Genomic DNA, 25,295 nt, shown 5'->3' with positions numbered 1-25,295 from the left:
TGCCGGAGCAGCCGTAGGGGTGTGGCATGGATCTCTTGATCAACGCATGGACAGGCGCTGCCTGCGGACACGCTGTGCTGCGGGCATCCCTGACGTCGGTCGTGCGGTCAGCTCGCGAGCGCGGCCGGTGTCAGCTCGCGCACCGCCACCACGTCCATCCGCGCGGGTGAGCCGAGCACGGACGCGCCGCAGCTCTCCTGGCGGGGCGGCAGCGACGCACCCTGGGCGACGACCACGCGCCAGTGGCGTCCGTCCGCGTGCGCGACGGTCACCTCCCAGCGCGGTGCCGCGCCGTCCGTCCGTACGACCGTCAGCGCGTCCGCGGTGCGTTCGCGGGCCGCCGTGCGGACCGCGAGCTCGGCCGCCTGAGCGGGCCGTTCCCAGGCCGAGCTGCCCCGGCACCCCTCCAGGACGATCCGTGCCTCCTGCACGCCGCGCAGGATCTCCTTGACGGCGGGCGCCTCGACCCTGCCGTAGGCGTAGCCGTACGGCAGGACGAGCAGCGTCGGCGAGAAGCGGTGACCGCCCAGATGGGTGACTTCCCAGGCCCCCTCGACCCCGGAGGCGGCGAGTGCGGCCGCCAGGGGACGGCCGAGGAGCGCGCAGCAGCGGTCCCGCTTGCCGTTGGTGCACACGAGCGCGAGCGGATCACCGGCGTGGGGCCGGGCGCCGAGCGCCGTGCCGGCACTGCGGTGGTCGCCTCTGCCGAGTGCGGCGAAGTCGAGGTCGAGCAGGCGCCACGGGTCGCGGACGGTGGCCCCGTGCAGCCACACGTTGCCGGGCACGGTGTGGGCCACGTACACCTGACGTGCGGTGGGGGTGCCGAGGTCGGCGTGGCGTCCAGGGCGCCGGATGAGTGCGATGCGTACGCCCGTGCCCTCGGCGGCGGTCTCCAGGGCGCGGCCCAGCGCGGGATCCAGATGGCTCGAAGTGAGCGCCTTGACACCCCAGGGACCCGGCTGCTCCAGCAGCAGCCAGGTCGTCGCGGTCGCCGCGGTTCCCGAAATGGGCTCGTCGAGGTCTCGGGAGACGCTTGCACACGTACTCACAGAGGTGAGCCTAACCTGACTTGATCCAGGGTGACTTCCGGCCCTGTCGAGTCCTACCCCGGCAGCGGCCGGGGCGGCTTCGGGCCCTCGTAGAGCCCGCTCGGGCGCATGCGCAGCGGGCGCTCGCCGTACTCCTCCAGGGCGTGGGCGATCCAGCCCGCCGTACGGGCCACGGCGAAGATCGTCTCGCCGGCCGTGGCAGGCATGCCGCTGGATGCGGTGAGCACGGCCAGTGCCAGGTCGACGTTGGCGTGCAGGGGGGTGTGCCGGGCGGTGGTGGCCACGATGTCGCGGGCCGCGGCGAGGGCGGGTGCGGCCCGGGGGATGTCCTCCAGAAGAGCGAACAGGGCACGCGCGCGTGGGTCCTCGCCGGCGTAGAGCCGGTGGCCGAGTCCCGGGATACGGCGCCCGGAGCGCAGTTCGTCCGCGATCACGGGCCCGGCGTCGCCCTGGTCGAGGACGTCCAGCAGCAGCCGGTGGACGAGTCCGCTCGCGGCGCCGTGCAAGGGGCCCTCGATGACGCCGAGGCCCGCGGAGACGGCCGCGTAGGCGTGTGCGCGGGCCGACGCGGCGACGCGTACCGCGAGTGTGGAGGCGGCCAGGTCGTGGTCGACGAGCAGTCCGAGCGCGGTGTCAAGGACGCGCAGCGAGGCCTCGTCGGCCTGCCGCCCGCTCAGCCGCGCCCACAGCCGGTGGGCCAGCGGGCCCTCGTCGCCGTGGCCGGGTCGCATCGGCGGCAGTGCGTCGACGAGCGTGGGGATGAGGATGCGGGCCGTGCCGAGCACAGCCTCCTCGGACAGGTCGAAGCGCAGCGGATCCGCCGTCGCGGCGGCGATCGCGGCGACCCGCAACCGGTCGGTCGGGTCGGTGTGTTCGGGCAGCGCGGCGACGGCGCGGCGGGCGACGGCGACGGATGCCTCGGGGGCGGTGAAGACGGTGCCGTGGCGCAGTTGTCCGGTCCACAGCCATTCGGCGACCTCTTCGTAGGTGTGGCGCGCGGCCAGTTCGGCCGCGTCGACGCCCCGGTAGTAGTACCGGTCCGTGTCGATGAGCGTGATGCGGGTGCGCACGGACAGCTCGCCGCCCGAGGTCGGACTCCCGGCGCCGGCCCGTCTGTTGCGCCGTGCCAGCGCCTCGACCTCCTTCGCGTCGAAGGTGCTGCTTCGGCCGCCCGGCGCTCGGCGGCTGCTGAGCTGACCACGGCTCACGTACGCGTAGACGGTCTCGGCCTTCACACCCAGAAGCTCGGCGGCCTCCTTGGTGCTCAGCCGCCGTTCCGGGCGACTGAGGGCGGGTTCTTGATCGGGCATGGAGGTCACCGTATCCGTCTGCAGATTCATTGATCTCAGATTGATTCAATCAATATTGACAGAGATTGAGTCAAGAGTGGACAGTCGAATCAAGTTCAGGGAGGAAATCATGTCCGTCAACAGGTCCGCAACCACCCTTGTCGACGTACCGCGAGGGCTCGCCGGTGTCGTCGTGACCGACACCGAGATCGGCGACGTGCGAGGACTCGAGGGCTTCTACCACTACCGCCAGTACTCGGCCGTCGAGCTCGCGCAGACCCGCGGGTTCGAGGACGTCTGGCATCTTCTTGTCCTCGGCGAGCTGCCGGACGCCGAGCGCGGTGCCGCGTTCGCGGCCGAGACCGCCGCCCTGCGCCGACTGCCCGACGAGGTGCGCGTGGCACTGCCCGTCATCGCGGCGGCGAGCGCCCGGTCCGGCCCGCTCGCCGGTATGCGTACGGCCCTGTCGTTGCTGGGCGCTGCCAAGGGCTTCCGGCCGGTGTACGACATCGACGCGGACCGGCGCCGCCGGGACACCCTCGTCGCGGCCGCCGCCGTGCCGACGCTGCTGACCGCACTGCACCGGCTGGGGAAGGGCCTCGAGCCGGTGGAGCCGCGCGAGGACCTCTCGTACGCGGCGAACTACCTGTACATGTTGACGGGTTCGGAGCCGGACCCGCTGCGGGCCCGGGCGATCGAGCAATACTTGATCTCAACCATTGATCACGGCTTCAACGCATCAACCTTTACGGCGCGCGTCATCACCTCAACCGGAGCGGATGTGGCCGCGTGCCTCGTGGGAGCCGTGGGCGCGCTGTCCGGCCCGCTGCACGGCGGGGCCCCCAGCCGGGCACTCGACACCCTGGACGCCATCGGCACGCCTGAACGCATCGACTCCTGGATCCGCGAGCGCGTCCTGGCAGGCGACCGCATCATGGGCTTCGGCCACCCCGTCTACCGCACGGAGGACCCCCGCTCCCGGATGCTCCGCGAGATCGCCCAGCGCTTCGGCGGCCCGCGTGTCGACTTCGCCGTCGAGGTCGAGCGGCGGGTCGAGGCGATCCTCGCCGAGCTGAAGCCGGGCCGCGAACTTCACACGAACGTCGAGTTCTACGCGGGCGTGGTCATGGAACTCTGCGGTCTGCCGCGCGAGATGTTCACCCCGACCTTCGCGGCGGCGCGGGCGGTGGGCTGGAGCGCCAACATCCTGGAGCAGGCGGAGGACTCGAAGATCATCCGTCCGGTGGCGCGGTATGTGGGTCCGGGGGCGCCGGTTGCCGTACCGGCAGCCTGACATTGGAAATGTGTTCCTTTGCGGAGAAGTGCAGACTTCGCCTTTGTCTGTCACTCTTGGGGATGTTCAGGCGGTGTGCGATTGCATTCACCTCGGCGAGTGATAACGAACTCGCAAAGAGGTGCATCTGCCCGAAGGTCTGACGGGTTGGATAACTCGGGTGCGTGCCGTCGGCCGCTCGGGCCTGCAAAAATGCCGTCGCCGCGCAACAGTGTCGGCAGACGCTTGTGCCTTGAGACAGAGGAAATTGACAGTGAGTCAGATCATTCGCCGCCTCGGCGTATCTCCGCGCCTTCGCGGCAGCACGAACGGCGCGACGTGCCCGGACATCTTTGAATTGGCTGACGGCAATTTTGCCATTATCGGCACGGATGTCACCGACTCGCTGGACTCGCGGTTGCCCGCCGACGCGGCTCGCGCCGACTATGAGCGCATCGTCGTGATCACCCGCGAGACCCTCGTCAAGGCGAAGGCCGATATCCCGGACGCCTGAGCCGTCATCGGTATCGCCGAAGGCGTCTGCCCGGTACGAGATCGCTTCGTGCCAGGTGGGCGCCTTCGTCATTGCTCGCCGGGCGGATCTCCCACGACCCACCACTCCTCGGGGTCGGCCTCCTCCAGTTCGTGGAGCAGTTCGTCGACGATCAGGCCCAGAGCGGCCTCTTCGGTATCGGCCAGGCTGGCGCGCTGCTGCTCGCCGGCGTGCCAGTACTCCCTCATGACCGGGTTCTGGAGCATCCCCCGAACATGCTGGAAGAACTCGTCCTTGCTCAGGTTGCCGATGCGGTAGGAGGTGAGCAGGTTGGTGTACATGGCGTTGGCGAAGAGGTACTGGCGCCGCTGCTTCGGGGTGAGGTTTCCCTCGTAGTGGTCGAGCACCTCGGCGAGTTCGGGGTCGTCGATGGCCTTGCTCAGCAGTTCCCAGTGCTGACGCTGTTGCCAGGCCAGGTTGGCGCGGGCGTTCTGTGCGGTTCTGGCTTCGTCCTCCAGACGCTCCACGCGTGCGCACAGCGCGTTGAGACGGCCTCGTTCGGCTGCCTTGCAGGCGAGGACACCCGCGACGACGCCGAGCCCGGCCGCGGCGACCGAGCCGAGTCCGCGTACCCCGTACTTCCGTGTGGCCATGTCAACCCCCGAATCAGGCGGCCGTCCGCCGGTCGTCGGGTGCGGGTCGACTGAGGGGGACCGGCGAGCGATGGGCGGCGCTTGCCGCCTCCAGGGTGCCGAGCGGCTCTGATCGGCGGGGAGGCGGAGAGGAGGCGCACAGAGGGATGCGAGGGTCGCACGCTCCGGCGCCTTGCCCAACGTCTGCCCCGCGCGGGCTGCTAACAATCGTTCACTTCGCGGGGATTCTCTCCGCTCGTATCCTGGGGCGGCATTCACCGTTCGGACGCACGCCGGGCCGCGAGCCGGGGTGCGCGTTGGCGTGAGAGAGGTCGCACATTGGTACCGAGCCCGGGCCGGCCGCAGATCCCGGTCGTCGTGCTCGCCGGATTCCTGGGCTCCGGCAAGACGACGCTGCTCAACCATCTGCTCCACCGCAGCGGCGGCAGCCGTATCGGGGCCATCGTCAACGACTTCGGCGCCATCGAGATCGACGCGATGGCCGTGGCGGGGGCGCTCGGCGACTCCACCGTGTCGCTCGGGAACGGCTGCCTGTGCTGTGCCGTCGACGTCGGTGAACTCGATCTCTACCTCGACCGGCTCGCCCGGCCCTCGGCCGGTATCGACGTCGTCGTCATCGAGGCCAGCGGCCTGGCCGAGCCGCAGGAGCTGGTGCGGATGGTGCTCGCCAGTGAGCATCCGGGGATCGTGTACGGCGGTCTGATCGAGGTCGTCGACGCCGCCGAGTTCGACTCCACGCGCGCGAAGCACCCCGAGATCGACCGGCATCTCGCGCTCGCCGACCTCGTCGTCGTGAACAAGGTCGACCGGGCGCCCGACGGTGAGCGGGTCCTCGATGTCGTCCGGCCCCTGGTCGACCGCGCCGCCGTCGTCCCCGCCACCTACGGCCGCATCGACCCCGAGTTCCTCTTCGACTGCCGCCCCGCGGGCGAGCGCATCGGGCAGCTCACCTTCGACGACCTCCACGATCACGGGGCGGACGGCCACGACCACGCCGTTCATCTGCACGCGGCATACGACAGCCTGTCCTTTACCTCCGAAGTGCCCCTGAACCCGCGCCGGTTGATGGAGTTCCTCGACAGCAGGCCCGAGGGGCTGTACCGGATCAAGGGGTACGTCGACTTCGGCCCCCACGACGCGAACAACCGGTACGGCGTGCATGCCGTCGGACGGTTCCTCCGGTTCCGTCCCGAGCCCTGGGGCTCCGGCGACGCGCGCGTGACCCAGCTCGTCCTCATCGGGGCCGGCATCGATGCCCCGGCCCTCGGCAAGGAGCTGGAGGCGTGCAAGGACGACGCCCCACACGCCGACGAGCACGGCATGTGGGGCGTCCTGCGCTACGTACAGGATCCCGAAGGGGATCTGGAGGAGCCCGGTCTCTAGACCGGCCCCGCCACCACCGACACCGTCTTCCCCAGGGACACGCCCGAGCCGTCGCGGCGGGGGTCGATCTCCGGGAGGTCGGCCGGTGTGCCGTTCTTCTGCGCGGCCCGCGCCGGGACCGGGCCCGCCCAGGCCAGGGAGAGGCAGTCCTCGCCCTTGAGGAAGCGCTGGCAGCGCACGCCGCCGGTGGCGCGGCCCTTGCGCGGGTACTGGTCGAACGGAGTCAGCTTGGCCGTCGTCTGTACGGAGTCGTCCAGCGTGCCGCGCGAGCCGGCGACGGTGAAGACCACCGCGTCGGCCGCCGGGTCGACCGCCGTGAACGAGATGACCTTGGCGCCCTCGGTGAGCTTGATGCCCGTCATACCGCCCGCGGCGCGGCCTTGCGGGCGGACCTGCGCGGCCTGGTAACGCAGCAGCTGGGCGTCGTCCGTGATGAAGACCAGGTCCTCCTCGCCGGTGCGCAGCTCGACCGCGCCGACGATCCGGTCACCGTCCTTGAGGGTGATGACCTCCAACTCCTCCTTGTTGGACGGGTAGTCGGGGACCACACGCTTGACCACGCCCTGCGCGGTGCCGAGCGCCAGACCCGGGGACGACTCGTCGAGCGTGGTCAGGCAGATCACCGTCTCGTCGTCCTCCAGGGACACGAACTCGGCCAGCGGGGCGCCGCCCGCGAGGTTCGGCGTCGCCGCCGTGTCCGGGAGCTGCGGCAGATCGACGACGTTGATCCGGAGCAGACGGCCGGACGAGGTGACCGCGCCGATCTCACCGCGGGCCGTGGCCGGTACCGCCGAGACGATCACGTCGTGCTTGGTCCGGCGCGCGTCGGCGTCCTCCGCGAACGGATCGCCGTTCGCCGTACGGGCCAGCAGACCCGTCGAGGACAGCAGCACCCGGCACGGGTCGTCCGCCACCTGGAGCGGAACGGCGGCGACCTGGGAGCCCGCGGACTCCATCAGGACCGTACGCCGGTCGGTGCCGAACTTCTTGGACACCGCGGCCAGTTCGGCGGAGACCAGCTTGCGGAGCTCCGCGTCCGACTCCAGGATCCGGGTCAGCTCCTCGATCTCCGCCTTCAGGCGGTCCTTCTCGGACTCCAGCTCGATCCGGTCGTACTTGGTGAGGCGGCGCAGCGGCGTGTCCAGGATGTACTGCGTCTGGATCTCGCTCAGCGAGAAGCGCTCCATCAGGCGCTGCTTGGCCTGCGCGGAGTTGTCGCTGGAGCGGATGAGGCGGATGACCTCGTCGATGTCCACCAGGGCGGTGAGCAGGCCCTCCACCAGATGCAGCCGGTCGCGGCGCTTGCCCCGGCGGAACTCGCTGCGGCGCCGCACGACGTTGAAGCGGTGGTCGAGATAGACCTCGAGCAGTTCCTTCAGGCCCAGCGTGAGCGGCTGACCGTCGACCAGCGCCACGTTGTTGATGCCGAAGGACTCCTCCATCGGCGTCAGCTTGTAGAGCTGCTCCAGGACGGCCTCCGGCACGAAGCCGTTCTTGATCTCGATGACCAGGCGCAGGCCGTGCGCACGGTCGGTGAGGTCCTTGACATCGGCGATGCCCTGCAGCTTCTTCGAGCCGACGAGATCCTTGATCTTGGCGATCACCTTTTCCGGGCCGACCGTGAAGGGCAGCTCGGTGATGACGAGGCCCTTGCGGCGCGCGGTCACGGTCTCCACGGAGACCGTGGCGCGGATCTTGAAGGTGCCGCGGCCCGTCTCGTAGGCGTCCCGGATGCCGGACAGGCCGACGATCCGGCCGCCGGTGGGCAGGTCGGGGCCGGGGACGTGCTTCATCAGGGCGTCGAGATCGGCGCCGGGGGACCGGATCAGATGGCGGGCGGCCGCGATCACCTCGCGCAGGTTGTGCGGCGGCATGTTCGTGGCCATGCCGACCGCGATGCCCGAGGCGCCGTTGACCAGGAGGTTCGGGAAGGCGGCGGGCAGAGCCACCGGCTCCCGCTCCTGGCCGTCGTAGTTCGGGTTGAAGTCGACGGTGTCCTCGTCGATCGACTCCGTCATCAGGCCCGTGGCCTCGGCCATCCGGCACTCGGTGTACCGCATGGCGGCGGGCGGGTCGTCATTGCCCAGCGAGCCGAAGTTGCCGTGGCCGTCGACCAGGGGGACACGCATCGAGAAGGGCTGGGCCATGCGCACCAGGGCGTCGTAGATCGACGCGTCGCCGTGCGGGTGCAACTTACCCATGACCTCGCCGACGACGCGGGCGCACTTCACATAGCCGCGGTCGGGGCGCACGCCCATCTCGTTCATCTGGTAGACGATGCGGCGGTGCACCGGCTTGAGGCCGTCGCGGGCGTCCGGCAGGGCTCGGGAGTAGATGACCGAGTACGCGTACTCGAGGAAGGAGCCCTGCATTTCGTCCACGACGTCGATGTCGAGGATCCGCTCCTCGTACGAGTCGTCGGGCGGCGGGGTCTTCGTGCTGCGGCGGGCCATCGCTGCCTGGCTCCTCTGTCTACTGGTCGCTCGCCCACGGGCGCGCTCTTGCTGAAGCGTTGAATGAGTCTGACGCGGACCATTGTGGACCGCGGCACTGACAACGCGGACCAGGACCCGGCGTCGGCCGTCCCGCCCGGCGTTCACAGGTGCCGCCCGCCTCAGACGGGACAACACGTCCGCAGGCTACGCGATCTCGCTCTGGGCGTACGTCGGGCGGGAACTTCGCCGACCCTCCGCACGCTTGCATACAGTGGCAGGACCGGCGGGATTTCCGCAGTTACGACGAGTGTTTCCGCGATCGAAGGGACGTACATGCCCATGGGTCACACGGCCACAGACCAGGCAGGCACCGGGGGCCTGACAGCGACCGAGCACCGCCTGGCCAACGGCCTGCGCGTGGTGCTCTCCGAGGACCACCTGACCCCGGTTGCGGCGGTGTGCCTCTGGTACGACGTCGGCTCGCGCCACGAAGTCAAGGGCCGTACCGGCCTGGCTCACCTTTTCGAGCATCTGATGTTCCAGGGCTCGGGCCAGGTGAAGGGCAACGGCCACTTCGAGAAGGTGCAGGGCGCCGGCGGCTCGCTGAACGGCACCACCAGCTTCGAGCGCACCAACTACTTCGAGACCATGCCCACCCACCAGCTGGAACTCGCCCTCTGGCTGGAGGCCGACCGCATGGGCTCCCTGCTCGCCGCCCTCGACGACGAGTCCATGGAGAACCAGCGCGACGTCGTGAAGAACGAGCGGCGGCAGCGCTACGACAACGTCCCCTATGGCACGGCCTTCGAGAAGCTGACCGCCCTCGCCTACCCGGAGGGCCACCCTTACCACCACACCCCGATCGGTTCGATGGCCGACCTGGACGCGGCGACCCTGGAGGACGCCCGCGCGTTCTTCCGGACGTACTACGCGCCCAACAACGCGGTGCTCTCCGTGGTCGGCGACATCGACCCCGAGGAGACGCTCGCCTGGATCGAGAAGTACTTCGGCTCCATCCCCGCGCACGACGGCAAGCCCGTCCCGCGCGACGGCCAACTGCCGGAGATCATCGGCGAGCAGCTGCGCGAGATCGTCGAGGAAGAGGTCCCCGCGCGCGCGTTGATGGCCGCCTACCGGCTGCCGCACGACGGCACGCGCGCGTGCGACGCGGCCGATCTGGCGCTCACCGTCCTCGGCGGCGGTGAGTCCTCCCGCCTCTACAACCGGCTCGTACGACGCGACCGTACGGCCGTCGCGGCCGGGTTCGGCCTGCTGCGGCTGGCCGGCGCGCCCTCCCTGGGGTGGCTGGATGTGAAGACGTCCGGTGACGTCGAGGTGCCGGTCATCGAGACCGCCATCGACGAGGAGCTTGCCCGGTTCGCCGCGGAGGGCCCCACGGCCGAGGAGATGGAGCGCGCCCAGGCCCAGTTGGAGCGCGAGTGGCTGGACCGGCTCGGCACGGTCGCGGGCCGCGCCGACGAACTGTGCCGGTACGCCGTCCTCTTCGGCGACCCGCAGCTCGCCCTCACCGCCGTCGGGCGGGTGCTCGAGGTGACCGCCGAGGAGGTCCAGGAGGTCGCCAAGGCCCGACTGCGGCCCGACAACCGCGCGGTGCTCGTCTATGAGCCGACCGTCCCCACGGAGACCGTCGAGGAGCCCACCGAAGACCTGGAGTCCGCGGCGACCGTGGAAGCCACCGACGAGAACGAGGAGGCGGCCAAGTGACCGAGCTCGCCGCTATGGAATTCCACCCCGAGCCCCGGGCCGGCGAGGCCAGGCCGTGGGCGTTCCCGGCCCCCACGCGCGGGACCCTCGACAACGGCGTCACGGTCCTGCGCTGCCACCGCCCCGGCCAGCAGGTCGTCGCCGTGGAAGTGCTCCTGGACGCGCCGCTGGAGGCCGAACCGGCCGGCCTCGACGGTGTCGCCACGATCATGGCGCGGGCCTTCTCCGAGGGCACCGACAAGTACTCCGCCGAGGAGTTCGCCGCCGAGCTGGAGCGCTGCGGAGCCACCCTCGACGCGCACGCCGACCACCCCGGCGTCCGGCTCAGCCTGGAGGTCCCGGTCTCGCGGCTGTCCAAGGCGCTCGGCCTGCTCGCCGACGCCCTCAGGGCGCCCGCCTTCGCCGACAGCGAGGTCGAACGGCTCGTCCGCAACCGCCTCGACGAGATCCCGCACGAGCTGGCCAACCCCTCCCGCCGGGCCGCCAAGGAGCTGTCCAAGGAGCTGTTCCCGGCCGGCTCGCGCATGTCGCGTCCGCGTCAGGGCACCGAGGAGACGGTCGAGAGCATCGACTCCGCGGCCGTACGCGCCTTCTACGAGAGGCACGTGCGTCCCGCCACGGCCACCGCCGTGGTCGTCGGCGACCTCACCGGCATCGACCTGGACGCGCTGCTCGGCGAGACGATCGGCGCCTGGACCGGCTCACCCGGGCAGCCGCGCCCGGTGCCGCCGGTGACCGCCGACGACACCGGCCGCGTCGTCATCGTGGACCGCCCCGGCGCCGTACAGACGCAGCTGCTCATCGGCCGCGTCGGTGTCGACCGGCACGACCGCGTGTGGCCCGCCCAGGTGCTCGGCACGTACTGCCTCGGCGGCACCCTCACCTCCCGGCTCGACCGCGTCCTGCGCGAGGAGAAGGGCTACACCTACGGAGTGCGGGCGTTCGGGCAGGTCCTCAGGTCCGCCCCGGACGGCTCGGGCGCCGGGATGCTCGCCATCAGCGGCTCCGTCGACACCCCGAACACCGGTCCCGCCCTGGAGGACCTGTGGACGGTGCTGCGGACGCTCGCCGCCGACGGGCTCACCGACGCCGAGCGCGATGTCGCCGTACAGAACCTGGTCGGTGTGGCGCCGCTGAAGTACGAGACCGCCGCGGCCGTCGCCAGCACGCTGGCCGACCAGGTGGAGCAGTACCTGCCGGACGACTACCAGGCCACGCTGTACCGGGAGCTCGCCGCGACCGGCACCGTCGAGGCCACCGCGGCTGTCGTACGCGCCTTTCCGGTGGACCGTCTGGTGACGGTGCTCGTGGGCGACGCGGCGCAGATCAAGGAGCCGGTGGAGGCCCTTGGCATCGGTCAAGTCACGGTCGTGTCCGCCGAGTAGAGGCGGGGAGAGGCGAGCGCACGGGTACGCGCGCGTGGAGCCCCGGTGACGGAAGCGTCACCGGGGCTCCCTTATGCCCGAATTACGGGAGAGGTTGCCTGTCTGGCCTGTGGCATGCGCTACAAAAGCCGTGATCCGTTTGGGGATTGAAAGATGTCCCGTTTAGCGTCTTCCGGGCTGTCCGTCAGGCACTGCGCCGCACCCGCGGCACCGGACAGTCATCGCCGAGTCCCCACACGGCGCGAGCCAGGGGAGCCGGGGACCCACCAACGTAGTCCCTGGGGTGAATCGGACGCCCGCGCGTGCCGCGAGGGGGTCCGTAGGAGACCTTCCTGCTCCGAACCCGTCAGCTAACCCGGTAGGCGAGAAGGAAGGAAAGGACCAGCCACTACATGGCGTTCACCCGCGCCACCGGGAAGCACCGCCGTCCCAGCCGCATCCAGCGCACCACCGCCCGCACGGCGGGCGTCGCGGCCCTCGCCGCCACCGGCGTCATCGGCACCCTGGCCGCCCCCGCACTCGCCGCCGAGCCGGCGGCCGAGACGACCGGCCTGATCCCGGTCCTCAGCAGCGCCGCCGCCGACCAGATCGCCGAACAGGCCGCCGCCCAGCAGCAGGCCGCCGAAGAAGCCGCCGCCGCGAAGAAGGCGGCCGAAGCCAAGAAGAAGGCCGAAGAGGCCAAGAAGAAGGCCGCGGCGGAGCGGGCGCAGCAGGCCCGCGAGGCCAAGGAGCGCGCCGCCCGCGAGGCCGAGCGCAAGCGCCTCGCAAACAGCTACGTCCTGCCGATCACCGGCTCGTACGTCTCCACCGGCTACGGCGCCGGTGGCTCCGTGTGGTCCTCCGGCAGCCACACCGGCGTCGACTTCCACGCCGCCAGCGGCACCTCCGTCCACGCGGTCGGCCGCGGCACCGTCGTCGAGGCGGGCTGGGAGGGCTCGTACGGCAACCAGGTCGTGATCAAGATGAACGACGGCACGTACACCCAGTACGGCCACCTGTCGTCCATCGGCGTCTCGGTGGGCCAGAGCGTCACCCCGGGCCAGCAGATAGGCCTCTCCGGTGCGACCGGCAACGTCACCGGGGCTCATCTGCACTTCGAGGCCCGTACGACTGCGGAGTACGGCTCCGACATCGACCCCGTCGCCTACCTGCGCTCGCACGGTGTGAACGTCTGACGACACCTCTCCGCGCCCCTGGGCCCCGGCTCCCCGAGCCGGGGCTTTCGGCCTTTCATACCCCCGGCTGTCCAAAAAATATCCATGGATTCCGGCCCGCCATCGGAAATTCCGGCTCATTGCCATAGAGTCACTGAACACGCGTCAATCGTCGACGTTTCACGGGGATTAAAGCGGAGGTCGGTCATGCGTATTCCGGCGCACTCGGTATGCACGGCGATCCGGGACGACATCGTCGCCGGTGTCTACGAGCGTGGCAGCCGGCTCACCGAGGAACTCCTGGCACGCCGCTACGGCGTCTCGCGCGTCCCCGTCCGTGAGGCCCTGCGCACGCTGGAGGCCGAGGGGTTCGTGGTGACCCGGCGGCACGCGGGCGCGTGCGTCGCGGAACCGACCGAGCAGGAGGCCGCCGACCTGCTGGAGATGCGCATGCTCCTGGAGCCGCTCGGCGCCTCCCGGGCCGCCCAGCGGCGCACCGAGGCGCACCTCAAGGTGCTGCGCGGCCTGGTCAGGCTGGGTCAGGAGCGGGCCAGACGGGGCAACAGCGAGGATCTGCGCTCCCTGGGCGGCTGGTTCCACGAGACGCTGGCCCAGGCCTCCGGCAGCCCCGCGCTGACCTCGATGCTGACCCAGCTGCGGCACAAGATCGCCTGGATGTACGCCGTGGAGGCGCCGGCCAACCCCGTGGAGTCCTGGGCGGAGCACGGCGCGATCGTCGACGCCGTGGCGCGCGGCGACGGCGAGCGCGCGCGGGCGGTCACGGCGCAGCACACGGAGCGCTCGGCGGTCGTGCACCGGCTGCGGTTCGGTGTCCCGGGAGAGCGCACGGAGCGTGTGAGGAACTCGCAACATGCCGTAAACATGACGAGCCTGCGGCATTAACACAAGAGCCGTATACAAAGAGAGTCTAATTCGTGGGGGATTATTTCTGCTGCCCGCGATCGGAAAATGCGAAGGGCTCGCCCGATAATTCGGACGAGCCCTTCAATTCTGCTTCTCAGACGGTCTCGGGAAGCTCCTCGAGCCCCTCGGCGACCAGCTTCGCCAGCCGGTCGAGGGCGATGTCCGCGCCCTCGGCGTCGGAGGCGAGCACGATCTCCTCGCCGCCCTGGGCGCCGAGCCCGAGGACAGCCAGCATGGAGGCCGCGTTGACGGGGTTGCCGTCGGCCTTGGCGATCGTCACGGGGACCCCTGCGGCCGTGGCGGCCCGGACGAAGATGGAGGCGGGGCGGGCGTGGAGACCCTCGGCCCAGCCGACGTTGACGCGGCGCTCAGCCATGTGATGCTGCCCTTCAGGTGTTCAGGGTTGTCTAGACCAGTTTCCCATATCGTGAAGCAAGCCCGGAACGGTCGTGCGTCCCGTCCTCGAAGTGCCGTCGGACCGCGGCCTCGGCCCGACTCCCGTCCTCCACAGACTGCCTCGCGCCGTTGTCGTACGCGAGCCGTACTCTGGGCCCCATGCAGAGCGCGCCGGACCGGCACGAGTACCCCGCCCACTGGGAAGCCGACGTGGTGCTGCGCGACGGCGGCACCGCGCGCATCCGCCCCATCACCGTTGATGACGCCGAGCGCCTGGTCAGCTTCTACGAGCAGGTGTCGGACGAGTCGAAGTACTACCGCTTCTTCGCGCCCTACCCGCGTCTGTCCGCCAAGGACGTCCACCGCTTCACGCACCACGACTTTGTGGACCGGGTGGGACTCGCTGCCACCATCGGCGGCGAGTTCATCGCCACCGTACGCTACGACCGCATCGGCGCCGAGGGGCTGCCCGCGTCGGCGCCGGCCGACGAGGCCGAGGTCGCCTTCCTGGTGCAGGACGCCCATCAGGGGCGCGGTGTCGCCTCCGCCCTCCTTGAGCACATCGGCGCCGTCGCCCGCGAGCGCGGCATCCGTCGCTTCGCCGCGGAGGTGCTGCCCGCCAACACCAAGATGATCAAGGTGTTCACGGACGCCGGGTACACCCAGAAGCGCAGCTTCGAGGACGGCGTCGTACGCCTGGAGTTTGACCTCGAACCCACCGACCGGTCGCTCGCCGTGCAGTACGCGCGCGAGCAGCGCGCCGAGGCGCGGTCCGTGCAGCGGCTGCTGATGCCCGGCTCCGTCGCCGTCATCGGCGCCGGCCGCACCCCCGGCGGCGTGGGCCGCAGCGTCCTCGGCAACATCCGGGACGCCGGGTTCACGGGCGGTCTGTACGCCGTGAACCGGGCCCTTCCCGAGGAGCTCAAGGACCTCGACGGGGTGCCGGCCTACCGCTCCGTGCGGGACATCGAGGGACCCGTCGATCTCGCGGTCGTCGCCGTGCCCGCGGACCACGTCCCCCAGGTCGTCACCGAGTGCGGCGAGCACGGCGTGCAGGGGCTCGTCGTGGTCTCCGCCGGGTACGCCGAGAGCGGTCCCGAGGGGCGCGAGCGGCAGCGGGAACTCGTACGGCACGCGCGCGCGTACGGCATGCGGATCATCGGCCCCAACGCGTTCGGGATCATCAACACGTCCGACGGCGTACGGCTGAACGCGTCCCTCGCCCCCGAGATGCCCCGCCCCGGCCGCATCGGGCTCTTCGCCCAGTCCGGCGCCATCGGGATCGCGCTGCTGTCCCGGCTGCACCGGCGTGGGGGCGGGGTCACCGGGGTCACGGGCGTGTCCACCTTCGTGTCGTCCGGCAACCGGGCGGACGTGTCCGGGAACGACGTCCTTCAGTACTGGTACGACGACCCGGAGACCGACGTCGTCCTCATGTACCTGGAGTCCATCGGCAACCCCCGCAAGTTCACCCGGCTCGCCCGGCGTACGGCGGCGGCGAAGCCGTTGGTCGTCGTGCAGGGTGCGCGGCACGGGGGTGCGGCGCCGCAGGGGCATGCGGTGCGGGCGACGCGGTTGCCGCATGCCACGGTGTCCGCGTTGCTGCGGCAGGCCGGGGTGATCCGGGTGGACACGATCACGGAGCTGGTCGATGTGGGTTTGTTGCTCGCGCGTCAGCCGCTGCCCGCGGGGCCTCGGGTGGCGATCTTGGGGAACTCGGAGTCGTTGGGGTTGCTGACGTACGACGCGTGTCTCTCCGAGGGACTGCGGCCGTTGGCTCCGCTGGACCTGACCACGGGGGCGACCGCGGAGGACTTCCACGCGGCGTTGTCGCGGGTGCTGGCGGATGACGCGTGCGATGCGGTGGTGGTGACGGCTATACCGGCGATCGGGGAGTCGTCGGTCGGGGAGTTGGTCGGGGACGCGATGCTGGCGGAGGCGTTGCGGTCGGCTGCGGCGGAGGTTCCTGGGAAGCCGGTGCTGGTGGTGCATGTGGAGCTGGGAGGGCTTGCTGAGGCGTTGTCGGCTGCGGCCAGTACTGCACCACAGGCGGGTGACACGGTGCCCGGCGCTGCAGGCGGTGCCCACCCTCCCCCACTCTCGGCTTCGCTCGAGCGGGGGGACCCCCATCGCCCTGCGGAACGACTGCCCACCGCGGGAGCGGCAGCGGCACCTGATGACGTAGGGCTCATCCCCGCCTACCCCGCCGCCGAGCGGGCCGTTCGTGCTCTCGGTGAAGCCGTGAAGTACGCGCAGTGGCGGCGGGATGCCTCCGAACCCGGCAAGGTGCCGGAGTACGAGGACATCGATGAGAAGGGTGCTGCCCAGCTGATCGACGGGTTGTTGGCACGGGGGCAGGGGCTGACTCTGGGGACCGAGGAGACGTGTGAGCTGCTCGGGAAGTACGGGATCGGGGTCCACCGGGCTCTCCCCGCGCTGTCACCCGATGACGCCGCCGTGGCCGCCGATGCCCTCGGCTACCCCGTCGCCCTCAAGGCCACGGCCCCGCACCTGAGGCACCGGGCCGATCTGGGCGGCGTACGGCTGGATCTGGCGGACGAGGAGCAACTGCGCAGGGCGTACGCCGAGTTGACGGAGCTGTTCGGGAAGCCGCAGGAGCTGCGGCCGGTGGTGCAGGGGATGGCGCCGCGCGGGGTGGACACCGTCGTACGGGCGGTGATCGATCCGGCGGCCGGGGCGGTGCTGTCGTTCGGGCTCGCCGGGGCCGCCTCCCAGCTGCTCGACGACACGGCGCACCGGATCGTCCCGGTCACCGACCGGGAGACGACCTCGCTGGTGCGGTCGATCCGGACGGCACCGCTCCTGTTCGGCTGGCGCGGCTCGACGCCGGTCGACACCCCGGCCCTGGAGGAGCTGCTGCTGCGGGTGTCGCGGCTGGTGGACGACCATCCGGAGGTCGTCGCGGTGACCCTGGAGCCGGTCGTCGTGGCCCAGCGCGGAGTCAGCGTGCTCGGGGCATCCGTGCGGCTGGCACCCCCGCCCGCCCGCGACGACCTCGGCCCGCGAACGCTTCCGGCGTACTAGCGACCGGCGTCTGTGAGAGACCGGCGTGACCGGTGCCTCGCAGTCAGTGGGCCCCCGTAGGATGGCGTCATGGCCAAGACCAGTACGACGACCCAGGGGCTGCGAGCGGCGATCGAGCGCAGCGGCTACTACCCGGCCCTCGTGGCCGAGGCGGTGGAGGCCGCTGTGGGCGGCGAGCCCATGCGGTCGTTCCTGGTCCACCAGGAGACGACGTTCGACCAGAACGAGGTGCGGCGGCATGTGACGGTGCTCGTCCTCACCGGCAACCGCTTCATCGTCAGCCACACCGACGAGCAGGCGGCCGACAGCACCTCCCCGACGCCGTACGCCACGACCTCCACGGAGTCGGTCAAGCTCAGCCGGATCTCGTCCGTCGTGGTCAGCCGGGTCGTCGCCAACCCGGAGTCGTACACGCCGGGCACGCTGCCCCGAGAGGTCGTGCTGACCATCGGCTGGGGCGCCGTCTCCCGGCTCGACCTGGAGCCCGCCGCTTGCGGCGACCCGAACTGCGAGGCCGACCACGGCTACACGGGCAGCTCGACGGCCGACGACCTCAGCCTGCGGGTCAGCGAGGCCGGCGACGGCCCGGAGACGGTCCGCCAGGCTCTCGCCTTCGCCCAGTCGCTCTCCGAGGCGACAGCGGATCTCGACAACTGATGGTTCAGCCAGCCTGGGACACCCACCCGGAACCCCTCACCGTCGACTCCGCCCCCCGGCCCGAGTACGGCAGCGGCTCACTCGCCGACCTGCTTCCCACGCTGGCCGCCGGCATGGACGTACCCGGAATGACCGCGGCCATCGCGGAGCTGACCGCGGCCGACCGCAACTGCGTGTTCCTGATCGACGGCCTCGGCTGGGAGCAGCTGAAGGCGCACCCGCAGGACGCGCCCTTCATGACCTCCCTCATCAGCAGCTCGCGCGGGGGCACGGGCCGTCCGCTCACCGCCGGATACCCGGCGACCACCGCGACCTCCCTCGCCTCCGTCGGCACCGGCCTGCCGCCGGGCGCCCACGGCCTGCCCGGATACACCGTCCGCAATCCGGCCACCGGCGAGCTGATGAACCAGCTGCGCTGGCATCCGTGGACCGCACCGCGCCCCTGGCAGCCGTACCCCACGGTCTTCCAGCTGGCCCAGGACGCGGGCGTGCACGCGGCCCAGGTGACCTCTCCCGCCTTCCAGAACACCCCGCTGACGAAGGTGGCGCTCAGCGGCGGAACGTTCCACGGGCGGCTGACCGGCGAGGACCGCATGGACCTCGCGGCCGAGCAACTGGCCGCAGCCGACCGCGCGCTCGTCTACACGTACTACGCCGAACTCGACGGCGCCGGCCACCGCTTCGGCGTCGACTCCGACACCTGGCGCGGCCAGCTCATGTACGTCGACCGGCTGGTCCAGCGCCTCGCCGAGCAACTGCCACCGCGCACCGCGCTGTACGTCACCGCCGACCACGGCATGATCGACGTCCCCTTCGACGAGCAGCACCGCATCGACTTCGACGAGGACTGGGAACTGCGCGCCGGCGTCGCCCTGCTGGGCGGCGAGGGCCGCGCCCGCCATGTCTACGCGGTGCCGGGCGCCGAGAACGACGTCCTGACCTGCTGGCGCGAGGTGCTCGGCGAGCAGTTCTGGGTGGCGTCGCGGGACGAGGCGATCGCGGCGGGCTGGTTCGGGCAGCCCGGGGAATGCGACGAGCGGGTGTACGACCGGATCGGCGACGTCGTCGCGGCGGCCCGGGACGACGTACTGATCATCGCCTCGGAGCGGGAGCCGAAGGAGTCGGCGATGGTCGGCAACCACGGCTCGATGACCCCTGCCGAGCAGCTGGTCCCGCTGCTCGAAGTACGCTCCTGACGCCCACCCTCGTAGATCCTTGCCGAAAGGTGCTCAACTTCCCATGCCCGAGCTGGTGTTCTTCTCCGGAACGATGGACTGCGGGAAGTCGACGCTGGCTCTCCAGATAGAGCACAACCGTTCGGCGCGCGGACTGCAGGGCATGATCTTCACGCGCGACGACCGTGCGGGCGAGGGCAAGCTGTCGTCCCGGCTCGGGCTGGTCACGGACGCGGTGGAGGTCGAGGACGGACAGGACCTGTACGCCTACCTCGTCGACCACCTCTCCCACGGTGGCCGCGCGGACTACGTCATCGCGGACGAGGCGCAGTTCCTCGCGCCGGAGCAGATCGACCAACTCGCGCGCGTGGTCGATGATCTGGGCCTCGATGTCTACGCCTTCGGCATCACGACCGACTTCCGCTCCAAGCTGTTCCCGGGCTCCCAGCGTCTCGTCGAACTCGCCGACCGGGTCGAGGTCCTCCAGGTCGAGGCCCTGTGCTGGTGCGGCGCCCGCGCCACGCACAACGCCCGCACCATAGGCGGCGCGATGGTCGTCGAGGGTGCCCAGGTCGTCGTCGGCGACGTCAACCAGGCGGACGACATCGGCTACGAGGTCCTGTGCCGCCGCCACCATCGCCGCCGTATGACCGCGGCGACGTCACACGCGGCGGCACTGTCACCGGACGTGCTGCCGGTCTCCTCGTCGTGACGTGACGTCAGAGCGTCGAACTGATACGAACCGTCAGCCGGTCAGGCAGTCAGGCGTCGAATTCGTGGTCGCGGGTCTCCGGCAGGGCGAGCAGGCACAGGAGGCTCAGCAGGCAGAGGCCGCCGGTGTAGAAGCCCAGTACGAGCGGTGAGTCCCAGTGGCTGTTCAGCCAGGTGGCGATGGACGGGGCGAAGCCGCCGCCGAGGGTGTTGGCGAGGATGAAGGTGGCGGAGGCTCCGGTGTAGCGCAGGCGCGCGGGGAAGAGTTCGGCGAGGAAGGTCGCCATGGGGGAGAACATCAGCGCCAGCAGCATGAGTCCGACGGTGTAGGCGCCGGTGATCACCAGACCGTTGCGTGAACTCAACGAGGCGTACATCGGCACGGCCCACAGCACGGAGCCGATTGCTCCGGTCAGCATCACGGGGCGGCGGCCGAGCCGGTCGGCCAGCCTGGCGGCCGGGAGGGTGAGGGCGATTCCGGCCGCCGCGCCGATGCTCGCGGCGGTCAGCATCGTGTTCCGGGAGATGCCGAGCGACTGAGGCGCGTACGACAGGCTGTAGACGATCGTCAGATAGTAGACGGCCGAGCCGCCGATCGCCGCGCCGGTGCCGAGCAGCAGCCGGCCGGGGTGCTGCTTGAGGAGCGTGCCGAGCGGAAAGCGGGACACGGGTGCGGGTGCCGTACGGCCGGCCGCCGAGCTGAACACAGGTGACTCGGAGACCGTCGACCGCACCCACAGGCCGATCACGAACAGCACGATGCTCAGCAGGAACGGGATCCGCCAGGCGCCGTCCGCGAAGCCGTCCTGGCCCGCGATGTTGAGGGTGGGCAGGATGACGGCGGTGGAGAGGAGGAAGCCGAGCGAGGGGCCGACGTTCGGGATGGCCGCGTACAGCGCGCGGCGTCCGGGCGGCGCGTGCTCCGCGGCGAGCAGTACCGCCCCGCCCCACTCGCCGCCCATGCTCACGCCCTGCAGCAGACGGAGCGTCACCAGCAGTACGGGAGCGAGGAGTCCGGCGGTCTCGTACGTCGGCAGCAGTCCGACGCCGACCGTCGCCACCCCCATCAGCAACAGCGAGATGACCAGGGCCTTTCGGCGGCCCAGCCGGTCACCGATCGTGCCGAACAGTACGACGCCGAGGGGGCGGGAGAGGAAGGCCGCGGCGAACGTGAGGAACGCGGCCAGGGAGGAAGCGGTGGCATTGCCGGAGGGGAAGAAGGCGGGGCCGAGGACGAGCGCGGCGGCAGTGCCGTACACGGCGAAGTCGTAGTACTCGATCGTGGTGCCGACCAGGCTCGCGACGGCGACCCTCGACGCCTGGCCCTTCTCGGCCGGCGATGGTGACGCGGCCGGTCTGGGACCGACGGTCTCGGGATCGGGAACGGTCTGGGAAGTCGAATCGGGCATGGGGGATCACTTCCGGTACGCCCGGAGCGGGGGAACGATCCGGGTTCAGGTGGGGGACGGCCTCGCATGTAACACGAACCGGAGTGCGCCTGTCACCCTAATCCCGGGAATTCAATTTCAACAAGGATGCCGCCTCGTCCGATTTACCGAACAAGGCCGCCGGGATCCACGAAAGAATAAGGGCCCGTTGACACGTGGCACCAACAAACAATAGGGCCTCGATGCGTCTGCGGTAGGGGGAGGTCGCCTGAGTGTGTATACAGCACACCGTGCCCACCTTCTGACCATTTACTGCACAAATCCACCACGAACACCACACCTTGGTGCCGTCAACCCCATCATTCCTGTCAATTCGCTTTCAATATTCTTGCGGGTCTTGGCATAGAAATTCACCCGGGATCACACCTTGCCAAACCGGAGATCGCCCATGAATGCTTACGCGGGATAGAACTTGAATGTTCTACGACCGTCGTTTTTCGGACACTTCAATCGAAGCCGCTGCCGGACCTTTGCCATTCAGCCTTTTGGGCTGGGGAGGCGCATTATCCATGCGGAAAACTGGCAAGTCATTGCGTCTACGAAGACTGTCGTTGGCGGGTGATGACCGATATCTGTTCGTCCCGCTCGACCACAGCGTGTCGGACGGCCCGCTCGTCCCCGCCGGCCAATGGGACGACCTGTTGCGGGCGCTGGTCGCCGGCGGGGCCGACGGGATCATCGTCCACAAGGGACGGGCCCGGGCCCTCGCACCGGAGATCCTCAAGAGCTGCGCGCTCGTGGTGCACCTGAGCGCCAGTACCGCCTGCGCGGCCGATGTCGATGCCAAGGTGCTGGTCGGTGACGTCGAGGAGGCGCTGCGGCTCGGCGCGGACGCGGTCAGCGTCCATGTGAACATCGGCTCGGACACCGAGGGGCAGCAGCTCGCGGATCTGGGGGCGGTGGCCCGCTCCTGTGATGACTGGGGCATGCCGCTGATCGCGATGATCTACCCTCGCGGTCCCCGGATCGACAACCCGCGCGATCCCGCCCTCCTCGCTCATCTGGTCAATGTCGCCGCGGACCTGGGTGCCGACATGGTGAAGACCTCCGTCGCCCTGCCGCTCGAGCGGATGGCCGAGGTGGTGGCCCACAGCCCCATCCCGGTCCTGGCCGCCGGAGGGTCGCCGGACGGCTCCGACCTCATCGAGTACGGCAGGGCGGTGATGGCCTCCGGCTGTCAGGGGCTGGCCGTCGGCCGCCGGATCTTTTCGGCCCCCTCGCCTGCCTCTCTGGTGGCTGGGCTCGCTGCGGTCGTGCATAGCCGTGGCGGTGACGGCACCGCGCCGGGCGACACGGGACAGGCGACGCGTCCAGACGGAACGACAAACGATGACATGAGCATGACTCATTACTCGACGATCGGAGCAGGTGTCGCATGAGGTTCGCGTGGATCGATCTCCGTGAAGTCCCACGGCCGCAGCTCCAGGCGGTGGTTGACGCGGCCGTCCACTCCCGGATGGCCGGGGTGCTGGCCACCGATGCCGAGCTGCTCGGGACGCTGCCGCCGACCATCACTCGGGTGCTGGTCGCCGCGGGTCCGGCCACGGCCGCCGTGAAGAAGCTGAGCGACAAGAGCACCGGGGGCTCGAAGGATGCCAAGGGCGCCGAGGGCGCCAAGGAGTCGAAGTCCTCGGCTCCGGCACCCTCCCCTGACGGAGCCGGAATCGACGTCCTGCTGCGGCAGTTCAGTACCCAGGAGGAACTGGACGCGGTCGCCGCGGAGCATCGTGCCGCCGAGGGTGCGACCATCGCCGGCTTCGTCGATGTACGGGACGACCGCACCCTGCAACTGTCCTGCGCGGGTGCCATGGCGTTGCCGTACACCGTCATCCATTTCGCCGATCCGACCAAGATCCCGCTGGAGATCGTGCTCGCGGCGGCCGAGCCCGCCGAGGGCAAGCTGGTGACCGTCGTCGACGACCTGGAGGAAGCCGGGATCGTCTTCGACGTTCTTGAGCGTGGTTCGGACGGCGTCCTCTTCTCGCCTCGCAGCGCCGACGAGGTGTTCGCGCTGGCGCGGCTGCTGGAGGCCACCACGCCGCAGCTGGAGCTGTCCACGCTGACCGTGGAGAGCATCCGGCATGTCGGGCTCGGCGACCGGGTCTGCGTGGACACCTGCTCGCACTTCGATGAGGACGAGGGCATCCTCGTCGGCTCGTACTCCTCGGGGTTCGTGCTCTGCTGCAGCGAGACCCATCCGCTGCCGTACATGCCGACCAGGCCGTTCCGGGTCAACGCCGGTGCCCTGCACTCGTACACGCTCGGGCCCGACAACCGCACCAGCTACCTGAGCGAGGTCGGCTCCGGGATGGCCCTGCTGGCGGTCGGCGCCGACGGTCGGACGCGGCGGGTCGTGGTCGGTCGGGCCAAGCTCGAATCCCGGCCGCTGCTCGAGATCCGCACCCACGCCGAGAACGGGCAGCTGGTCAGCCTGACGGTGCAGGACGACTGGCATGTACGGGTGCTCGGCCCGGGCGGGAAGGTCCTCAACGTCACCGAACTGCAGACCGGTGACGAACTGCTCGGCTATCTGGCCAAGGACCAGCGCCATGTCGGCCTGCCCATCGGCGAGTTCTGCAAGGAGGTCTGATGGGCGAGCTCGTGGACCTCGTGGGTGACGTGGACGACGAGATGGGCCCTTTCATCCAGCGGCTGTTCGACGCGCGGGACGACGGCCTGCCATATCTGACACACCAGCAGGAGACCGTCACCCGGGCCGCGTTGCGGGAACGGGTCGGCAAGCAGGCCGCCGTGTTCGCCGGATACGGCATCGGACCGGGCAGCACCGTGGGCTTGCGGACACCGCCCAGTTTCACCCAGGTCGAGGTGTTGCTCGCGCTGTGGCGGCTGGGCGCGCAAGTGCTGCTCTTCGATTTCCGGCTCAAACCGGCCGAGGTGGAGGCGCTCTGCGCGACCTGCCGGCCGCAGTTCATGGTCAGCGCAGGGGTCAACGTCCGGGCGACGTTTGGTTTCCGGCCCGACTACGAGGTCGTCACCGAGCGCCATGGGACGGGGTGGCCCGCGACGACCGGGCACCGGCTGGTTCAGTTCAGCTCTGGCTCCACCGGGCGGCCGAAGGTGATCGGCAGGACCGTGCGTTCGCTCGCCGCCGAGGTGGAGCGGTTCGCCGCGATTCCCGGGATGCCGGGGGAGGGTGACCGGCTGCTGCTGCTCAGTTCGACCGCGCACAGCTTCGGTCTGATCGCCGGGCTGCTGCATTCGCTGGCGGCCGGTGTCTCCGTGGTGTTCGCGCCCCGGGTCTCGGCGCGCGACATCCTGCGCACCGCTGTGGACCACCGGATCACCGCCCTGTTCGGGGTGCCGATGCACTACGAACTGCTCGCCGCCGCCATCGATCCTCCCGAACTGCCCGAGCTGCGGGTCGCGGTGTCGGGCGGCGAGCTGATGCCTCCGGCGGTGGCGGGACGGTTCGCCGAACGGTACGGCGTGCCTGTCGGCGAGTCTTACGGGACCACCGAGACCGGGGTGGTCGCCATGGACGCCGGTGGCACGCTGCGGCCGTCGGTCGGGCAGGCCGCGCCGGGGGTGGTGGTGCGGGAGCACAAGGGGGAACTGGATGTCGCCCTTGAGGAGTCGCCGTACCTCTTCGATTCGGGCGGCAGCCAGCACGAGGACGGGTGGCTGCACACGCGGGACCGGGCCACGGTGGACGGCACCGGGGCGGTTCGGGTGCACGGGCGTGCGGACTCCCTCGTCGTGATCGGGGGGCTCAAGGTGGACCTCACCGAGGTCGAGAACGTGTTGCGGGAGCATCCGGCGGTCGAGCAGGCGGTTCTGGTCCATGAGGGCGTGACCGAGGCGTTCGTTGCTGTGGCCGCCGGTCATGAGGCCCCCTCTGCGGAGGAGTTGCTGCGCTGGTGCCGGGAGCGGTTGGCCGATTACAAGCTGCCGCGGGTGGTCCGGGTCCTGGAGGCGCTGCCCCGTACGTCCAACGGAAAGCTGGTGCGGCATGCGGCCACACTTCGCTCCGCTGGGTGAGTTGGGGTTCCGCCCGGTTGTTTGTCGTCCGCGGGCGCGTCGTGGCTGGTCGCGCAGTTCCCCGCGCCCCTAACGGGGCGCTCAACTCACGTATGTGAACC

20 protein-coding genes and 1 riboswitch are annotated in these 25,295 nt (G+C 70.2%); of the genes, 14 read left to right on the top strand and 6 right to left on the bottom strand.

Going from position 1 to position 25,295, the window contains the following annotated elements:
- Nucleotides 1–107: 107 nt before the first annotated feature.
- Together OG828_RS14165 and OG828_RS14160 are read right to left on the bottom strand one after the other, a co-directional pair.
- On the bottom strand, nucleotides 108–1,049 hold the full coding sequence (locus tag OG828_RS14165; protein WP_328501329.1) for a sucrase ferredoxin: 942 nt from the start codon (nucleotides 1,047–1,049) through the stop codon (nucleotides 108–110).
- Between the two features lie 53 nt (nucleotides 1,050–1,102).
- Nucleotides 1,103–2,359 carry a citrate synthase family protein gene (locus OG828_RS14160; RefSeq protein ID WP_328501328.1) on the bottom strand — a complete coding sequence of 419 codons (1,257 nt, stop codon included), beginning with the start codon at nucleotides 2,357–2,359 and terminating at the stop codon, nucleotides 1,103–1,105.
- A 109-nt stretch (nucleotides 2,360–2,468) separates the two neighbouring features.
- Between OG828_RS14160 and OG828_RS14155 the strand changes: the two genes are divergently transcribed.
- Both OG828_RS14155 and OG828_RS14150 read left to right on the top strand, forming a co-directional pair.
- Nucleotides 2,469–3,632: a citrate synthase/methylcitrate synthase gene (locus OG828_RS14155; protein WP_328438145.1), complete on the top strand. Its 1,164-nt coding sequence runs from the start codon at nucleotides 2,469–2,471 to the stop codon at nucleotides 3,630–3,632.
- Nucleotides 3,633–3,885: 253 nt separating this feature from the next.
- The gene (locus tag OG828_RS14150) at nucleotides 3,886–4,125 is read left to right on the top strand and encodes a hypothetical protein (protein WP_210576881.1); all 240 of its coding nucleotides are present in this window, start codon (nucleotides 3,886–3,888) and stop codon (nucleotides 4,123–4,125) included.
- A 68-nt stretch (nucleotides 4,126–4,193) separates the two neighbouring features.
- Here OG828_RS14150 and OG828_RS14145 read toward each other — a convergent pair whose 3' ends face one another.
- The gene (locus OG828_RS14145) at nucleotides 4,194–4,757 is read right to left on the bottom strand and encodes a DUF6082 family protein (RefSeq protein ID WP_328438144.1); all 564 of its coding nucleotides are present in this window, start codon (nucleotides 4,755–4,757) and stop codon (nucleotides 4,194–4,196) included.
- A 318-nt stretch (nucleotides 4,758–5,075) separates the two neighbouring features.
- On the opposite strand from OG828_RS14145, the gene OG828_RS14140 reads away from it, so the two are divergent.
- Nucleotides 5,076–6,140 carry a CobW family GTP-binding protein gene (locus tag OG828_RS14140; protein WP_328501327.1) on the top strand — a complete coding sequence of 355 codons (1,065 nt, stop codon included), beginning with the start codon at nucleotides 5,076–5,078 and terminating at the stop codon, nucleotides 6,138–6,140.
- Here OG828_RS14140 and OG828_RS14135 read toward each other — a convergent pair.
- Nucleotides 6,137–8,593: a DNA gyrase/topoisomerase IV subunit A gene (locus OG828_RS14135; protein WP_328501326.1), complete on the bottom strand. Its 2,457-nt coding sequence runs from the start codon at nucleotides 8,591–8,593 to the stop codon at nucleotides 6,137–6,139. The genes OG828_RS14140 and OG828_RS14135 overlap by 4 nt on opposite strands.
- Before the next feature lie 321 nt (nucleotides 8,594–8,914).
- On the opposite strand from OG828_RS14135, the gene OG828_RS14130 reads away from it, so the two are divergent.
- The 4 genes from OG828_RS14130 (at nucleotide 8,915) to OG828_RS14115 (ending at nucleotide 13,742) form a co-directional block, all read left to right on the top strand.
- The gene (locus OG828_RS14130; protein WP_328442331.1) at nucleotides 8,915–10,300 is read left to right on the top strand and encodes a M16 family metallopeptidase; all 1,386 of its coding nucleotides are present in this window, start codon (nucleotides 8,915–8,917) and stop codon (nucleotides 10,298–10,300) included.
- On the top strand, nucleotides 10,297–11,685 hold the full coding sequence (locus OG828_RS14125) for a M16 family metallopeptidase (protein ID WP_328501325.1): 1,389 nt from the start codon (nucleotides 10,297–10,299) through the stop codon (nucleotides 11,683–11,685). The genes OG828_RS14130 and OG828_RS14125 overlap by 4 nt, the downstream gene beginning before the upstream one ends.
- A gap of 212 nt (nucleotides 11,686–11,897) precedes the next feature.
- Nucleotides 11,898–12,064: riboswitch (cyclic di-AMP (ydaO/yuaA leader) on the top strand.
- 13 nt (nucleotides 12,065–12,077) lie between these two features.
- Nucleotides 12,078–12,860 carry a M23 family metallopeptidase gene (locus tag OG828_RS14120; RefSeq protein ID WP_328501324.1) on the top strand — a complete coding sequence of 261 codons (783 nt, stop codon included), beginning with the start codon at nucleotides 12,078–12,080 and terminating at the stop codon, nucleotides 12,858–12,860.
- Nucleotides 12,861–13,046: 186 nt separating this feature from the next.
- Nucleotides 13,047–13,742: a GntR family transcriptional regulator gene (locus OG828_RS14115; RefSeq protein WP_210576887.1), complete on the top strand. Its 696-nt coding sequence runs from the start codon at nucleotides 13,047–13,049 to the stop codon at nucleotides 13,740–13,742.
- A 115-nt stretch (nucleotides 13,743–13,857) separates the two neighbouring features.
- On the opposite strand, the gene OG828_RS14110 is transcribed toward OG828_RS14115, so the two are convergent.
- Entirely contained in the window at nucleotides 13,858–14,139 is a 282-nt protein-coding gene (locus OG828_RS14110) for an HPr family phosphocarrier protein (protein ID WP_071373146.1), read from the bottom strand.
- 179 nt (nucleotides 14,140–14,318) lie between these two features.
- On the opposite strand from OG828_RS14110, the gene OG828_RS14105 reads away from it, so the two are divergent.
- The 4 genes from OG828_RS14105 (at nucleotide 14,319) to OG828_RS14090 (ending at nucleotide 19,748) form a co-directional block, all read left to right on the top strand.
- A complete protein-coding gene (locus OG828_RS14105; RefSeq protein ID WP_328501323.1) occupies nucleotides 14,319–17,204 on the top strand; it encodes a bifunctional acetate--CoA ligase family protein/GNAT family N-acetyltransferase in 2,886 nt (961 codons plus the stop codon).
- 69 nt (nucleotides 17,205–17,273) lie between these two features.
- Entirely contained in the window at nucleotides 17,274–17,861 is a 588-nt protein-coding gene (locus OG828_RS14100) for a DUF5998 family protein (protein WP_328355284.1), read from the top strand.
- A complete protein-coding gene (locus tag OG828_RS14095) occupies nucleotides 17,861–19,057 on the top strand; it encodes an alkaline phosphatase family protein (protein WP_328355281.1) in 1,197 nt (398 codons plus the stop codon). The genes OG828_RS14100 and OG828_RS14095 overlap by 1 nt, the downstream gene beginning before the upstream one ends.
- 43 nt (nucleotides 19,058–19,100) lie before the next feature.
- On the top strand, nucleotides 19,101–19,748 hold the full coding sequence (locus OG828_RS14090; protein ID WP_328501322.1) for a thymidine kinase: 648 nt from the start codon (nucleotides 19,101–19,103) through the stop codon (nucleotides 19,746–19,748).
- Nucleotides 19,749–19,797: 49 nt separating this feature from the next.
- Here the strand turns inward: OG828_RS14090 and OG828_RS14085 are convergent, their stop codons facing one another.
- Complete coding sequence (locus OG828_RS14085; RefSeq protein WP_328501321.1) at nucleotides 19,798–21,156, bottom strand: MFS transporter; 1,359 nt, start codon at nucleotides 21,154–21,156, stop codon at nucleotides 19,798–19,800.
- Nucleotides 21,157–21,704: 548 nt separating this feature from the next.
- Here OG828_RS14085 and OG828_RS14080 point away from each other — a divergent pair.
- The 3 genes from OG828_RS14080 to OG828_RS14070 are packed head-to-tail and all read left to right on the top strand — an operon-like array spanning nucleotide 21,705 to nucleotide 25,194.
- Nucleotides 21,705–22,574, top strand: a complete 870-nt coding sequence (locus tag OG828_RS14080) for a 2-amino-3,7-dideoxy-D-threo-hept-6-ulosonate synthase (RefSeq protein WP_328504869.1) — start codon at nucleotides 21,705–21,707, stop codon at nucleotides 22,572–22,574.
- Complete coding sequence (locus tag OG828_RS14075; RefSeq protein ID WP_328501320.1) at nucleotides 22,571–23,785, top strand: 3-dehydroquinate synthase II family protein; 1,215 nt, start codon at nucleotides 22,571–22,573, stop codon at nucleotides 23,783–23,785. The genes OG828_RS14080 and OG828_RS14075 overlap by 4 nt, the downstream gene beginning before the upstream one ends.
- Nucleotides 23,785–25,194: a class I adenylate-forming enzyme family protein gene (locus OG828_RS14070; RefSeq protein WP_328501319.1), complete on the top strand. Its 1,410-nt coding sequence runs from the start codon at nucleotides 23,785–23,787 to the stop codon at nucleotides 25,192–25,194. The genes OG828_RS14075 and OG828_RS14070 overlap by 1 nt, the downstream gene beginning before the upstream one ends.
- Nucleotides 25,195–25,295: the final 101 nt, after the last annotated feature.

It is taken from the genome of Streptomyces sp. NBC_00457 (genome assembly GCF_036014015.1).
Lineage (GTDB): Bacteria > Actinomycetota > Actinomycetes > Streptomycetales > Streptomycetaceae > Streptomyces.
Note: the sequence above shows the minus strand (reverse complement) of the source record. Positions and strands in the feature narration are given on the sequence as shown.

Coding starts and splice junctions, on each gene's coding strand:
- OG828_RS14160 (WP_328501328.1), bottom strand. CDS start 2,359: ATGCCCGATCAAGAACCCGCCCTCAGTCGCCCGGAACGGCGGCTGAGC.
- OG828_RS14155 (WP_328438145.1), top strand. CDS start 2,469: ATGTCCGTCAACAGGTCCGCAACCACCCTTGTCGACGTACCGCGAGGG.
- OG828_RS14145 (WP_328438144.1), bottom strand. CDS start 4,757: ATGGCCACACGGAAGTACGGGGTACGCGGACTCGGCTCGGTCGCCGCG.
- OG828_RS14135 (WP_328501326.1), bottom strand. CDS start 8,593: ATGGCCCGCCGCAGCACGAAGACCCCGCCGCCCGACGACTCGTACGAG.
- OG828_RS14130 (WP_328442331.1), top strand. CDS start 8,915: ATGGGTCACACGGCCACAGACCAGGCAGGCACCGGGGGCCTGACAGCG.
- OG828_RS14120 (WP_328501324.1), top strand. CDS start 12,078: ATGGCGTTCACCCGCGCCACCGGGAAGCACCGCCGTCCCAGCCGCATC.
- OG828_RS14115 (WP_210576887.1), top strand. CDS start 13,047: ATGCGTATTCCGGCGCACTCGGTATGCACGGCGATCCGGGACGACATC.
- OG828_RS14110 (WP_071373146.1), bottom strand. CDS start 14,139: ATGGCTGAGCGCCGCGTCAACGTCGGCTGGGCCGAGGGTCTCCACGCC.
- OG828_RS14105 (WP_328501323.1), top strand. CDS start 14,319: ATGCAGAGCGCGCCGGACCGGCACGAGTACCCCGCCCACTGGGAAGCC.
- OG828_RS14100 (WP_328355284.1), top strand. CDS start 17,274: ATGGCCAAGACCAGTACGACGACCCAGGGGCTGCGAGCGGCGATCGAG.
- OG828_RS14095 (WP_328355281.1), top strand. CDS start 17,861: ATGGTTCAGCCAGCCTGGGACACCCACCCGGAACCCCTCACCGTCGAC.
- OG828_RS14090 (WP_328501322.1), top strand. CDS start 19,101: ATGCCCGAGCTGGTGTTCTTCTCCGGAACGATGGACTGCGGGAAGTCG.
- OG828_RS14085 (WP_328501321.1), bottom strand. CDS start 21,156: ATGCCCGATTCGACTTCCCAGACCGTTCCCGATCCCGAGACCGTCGGT.
- OG828_RS14080 (WP_328504869.1), top strand. CDS start 21,705: ATGCGGAAAACTGGCAAGTCATTGCGTCTACGAAGACTGTCGTTGGCG.
- OG828_RS14075 (WP_328501320.1), top strand. CDS start 22,571: ATGAGGTTCGCGTGGATCGATCTCCGTGAAGTCCCACGGCCGCAGCTC.
- OG828_RS14070 (WP_328501319.1), top strand. CDS start 23,785: ATGGGCGAGCTCGTGGACCTCGTGGGTGACGTGGACGACGAGATGGGC.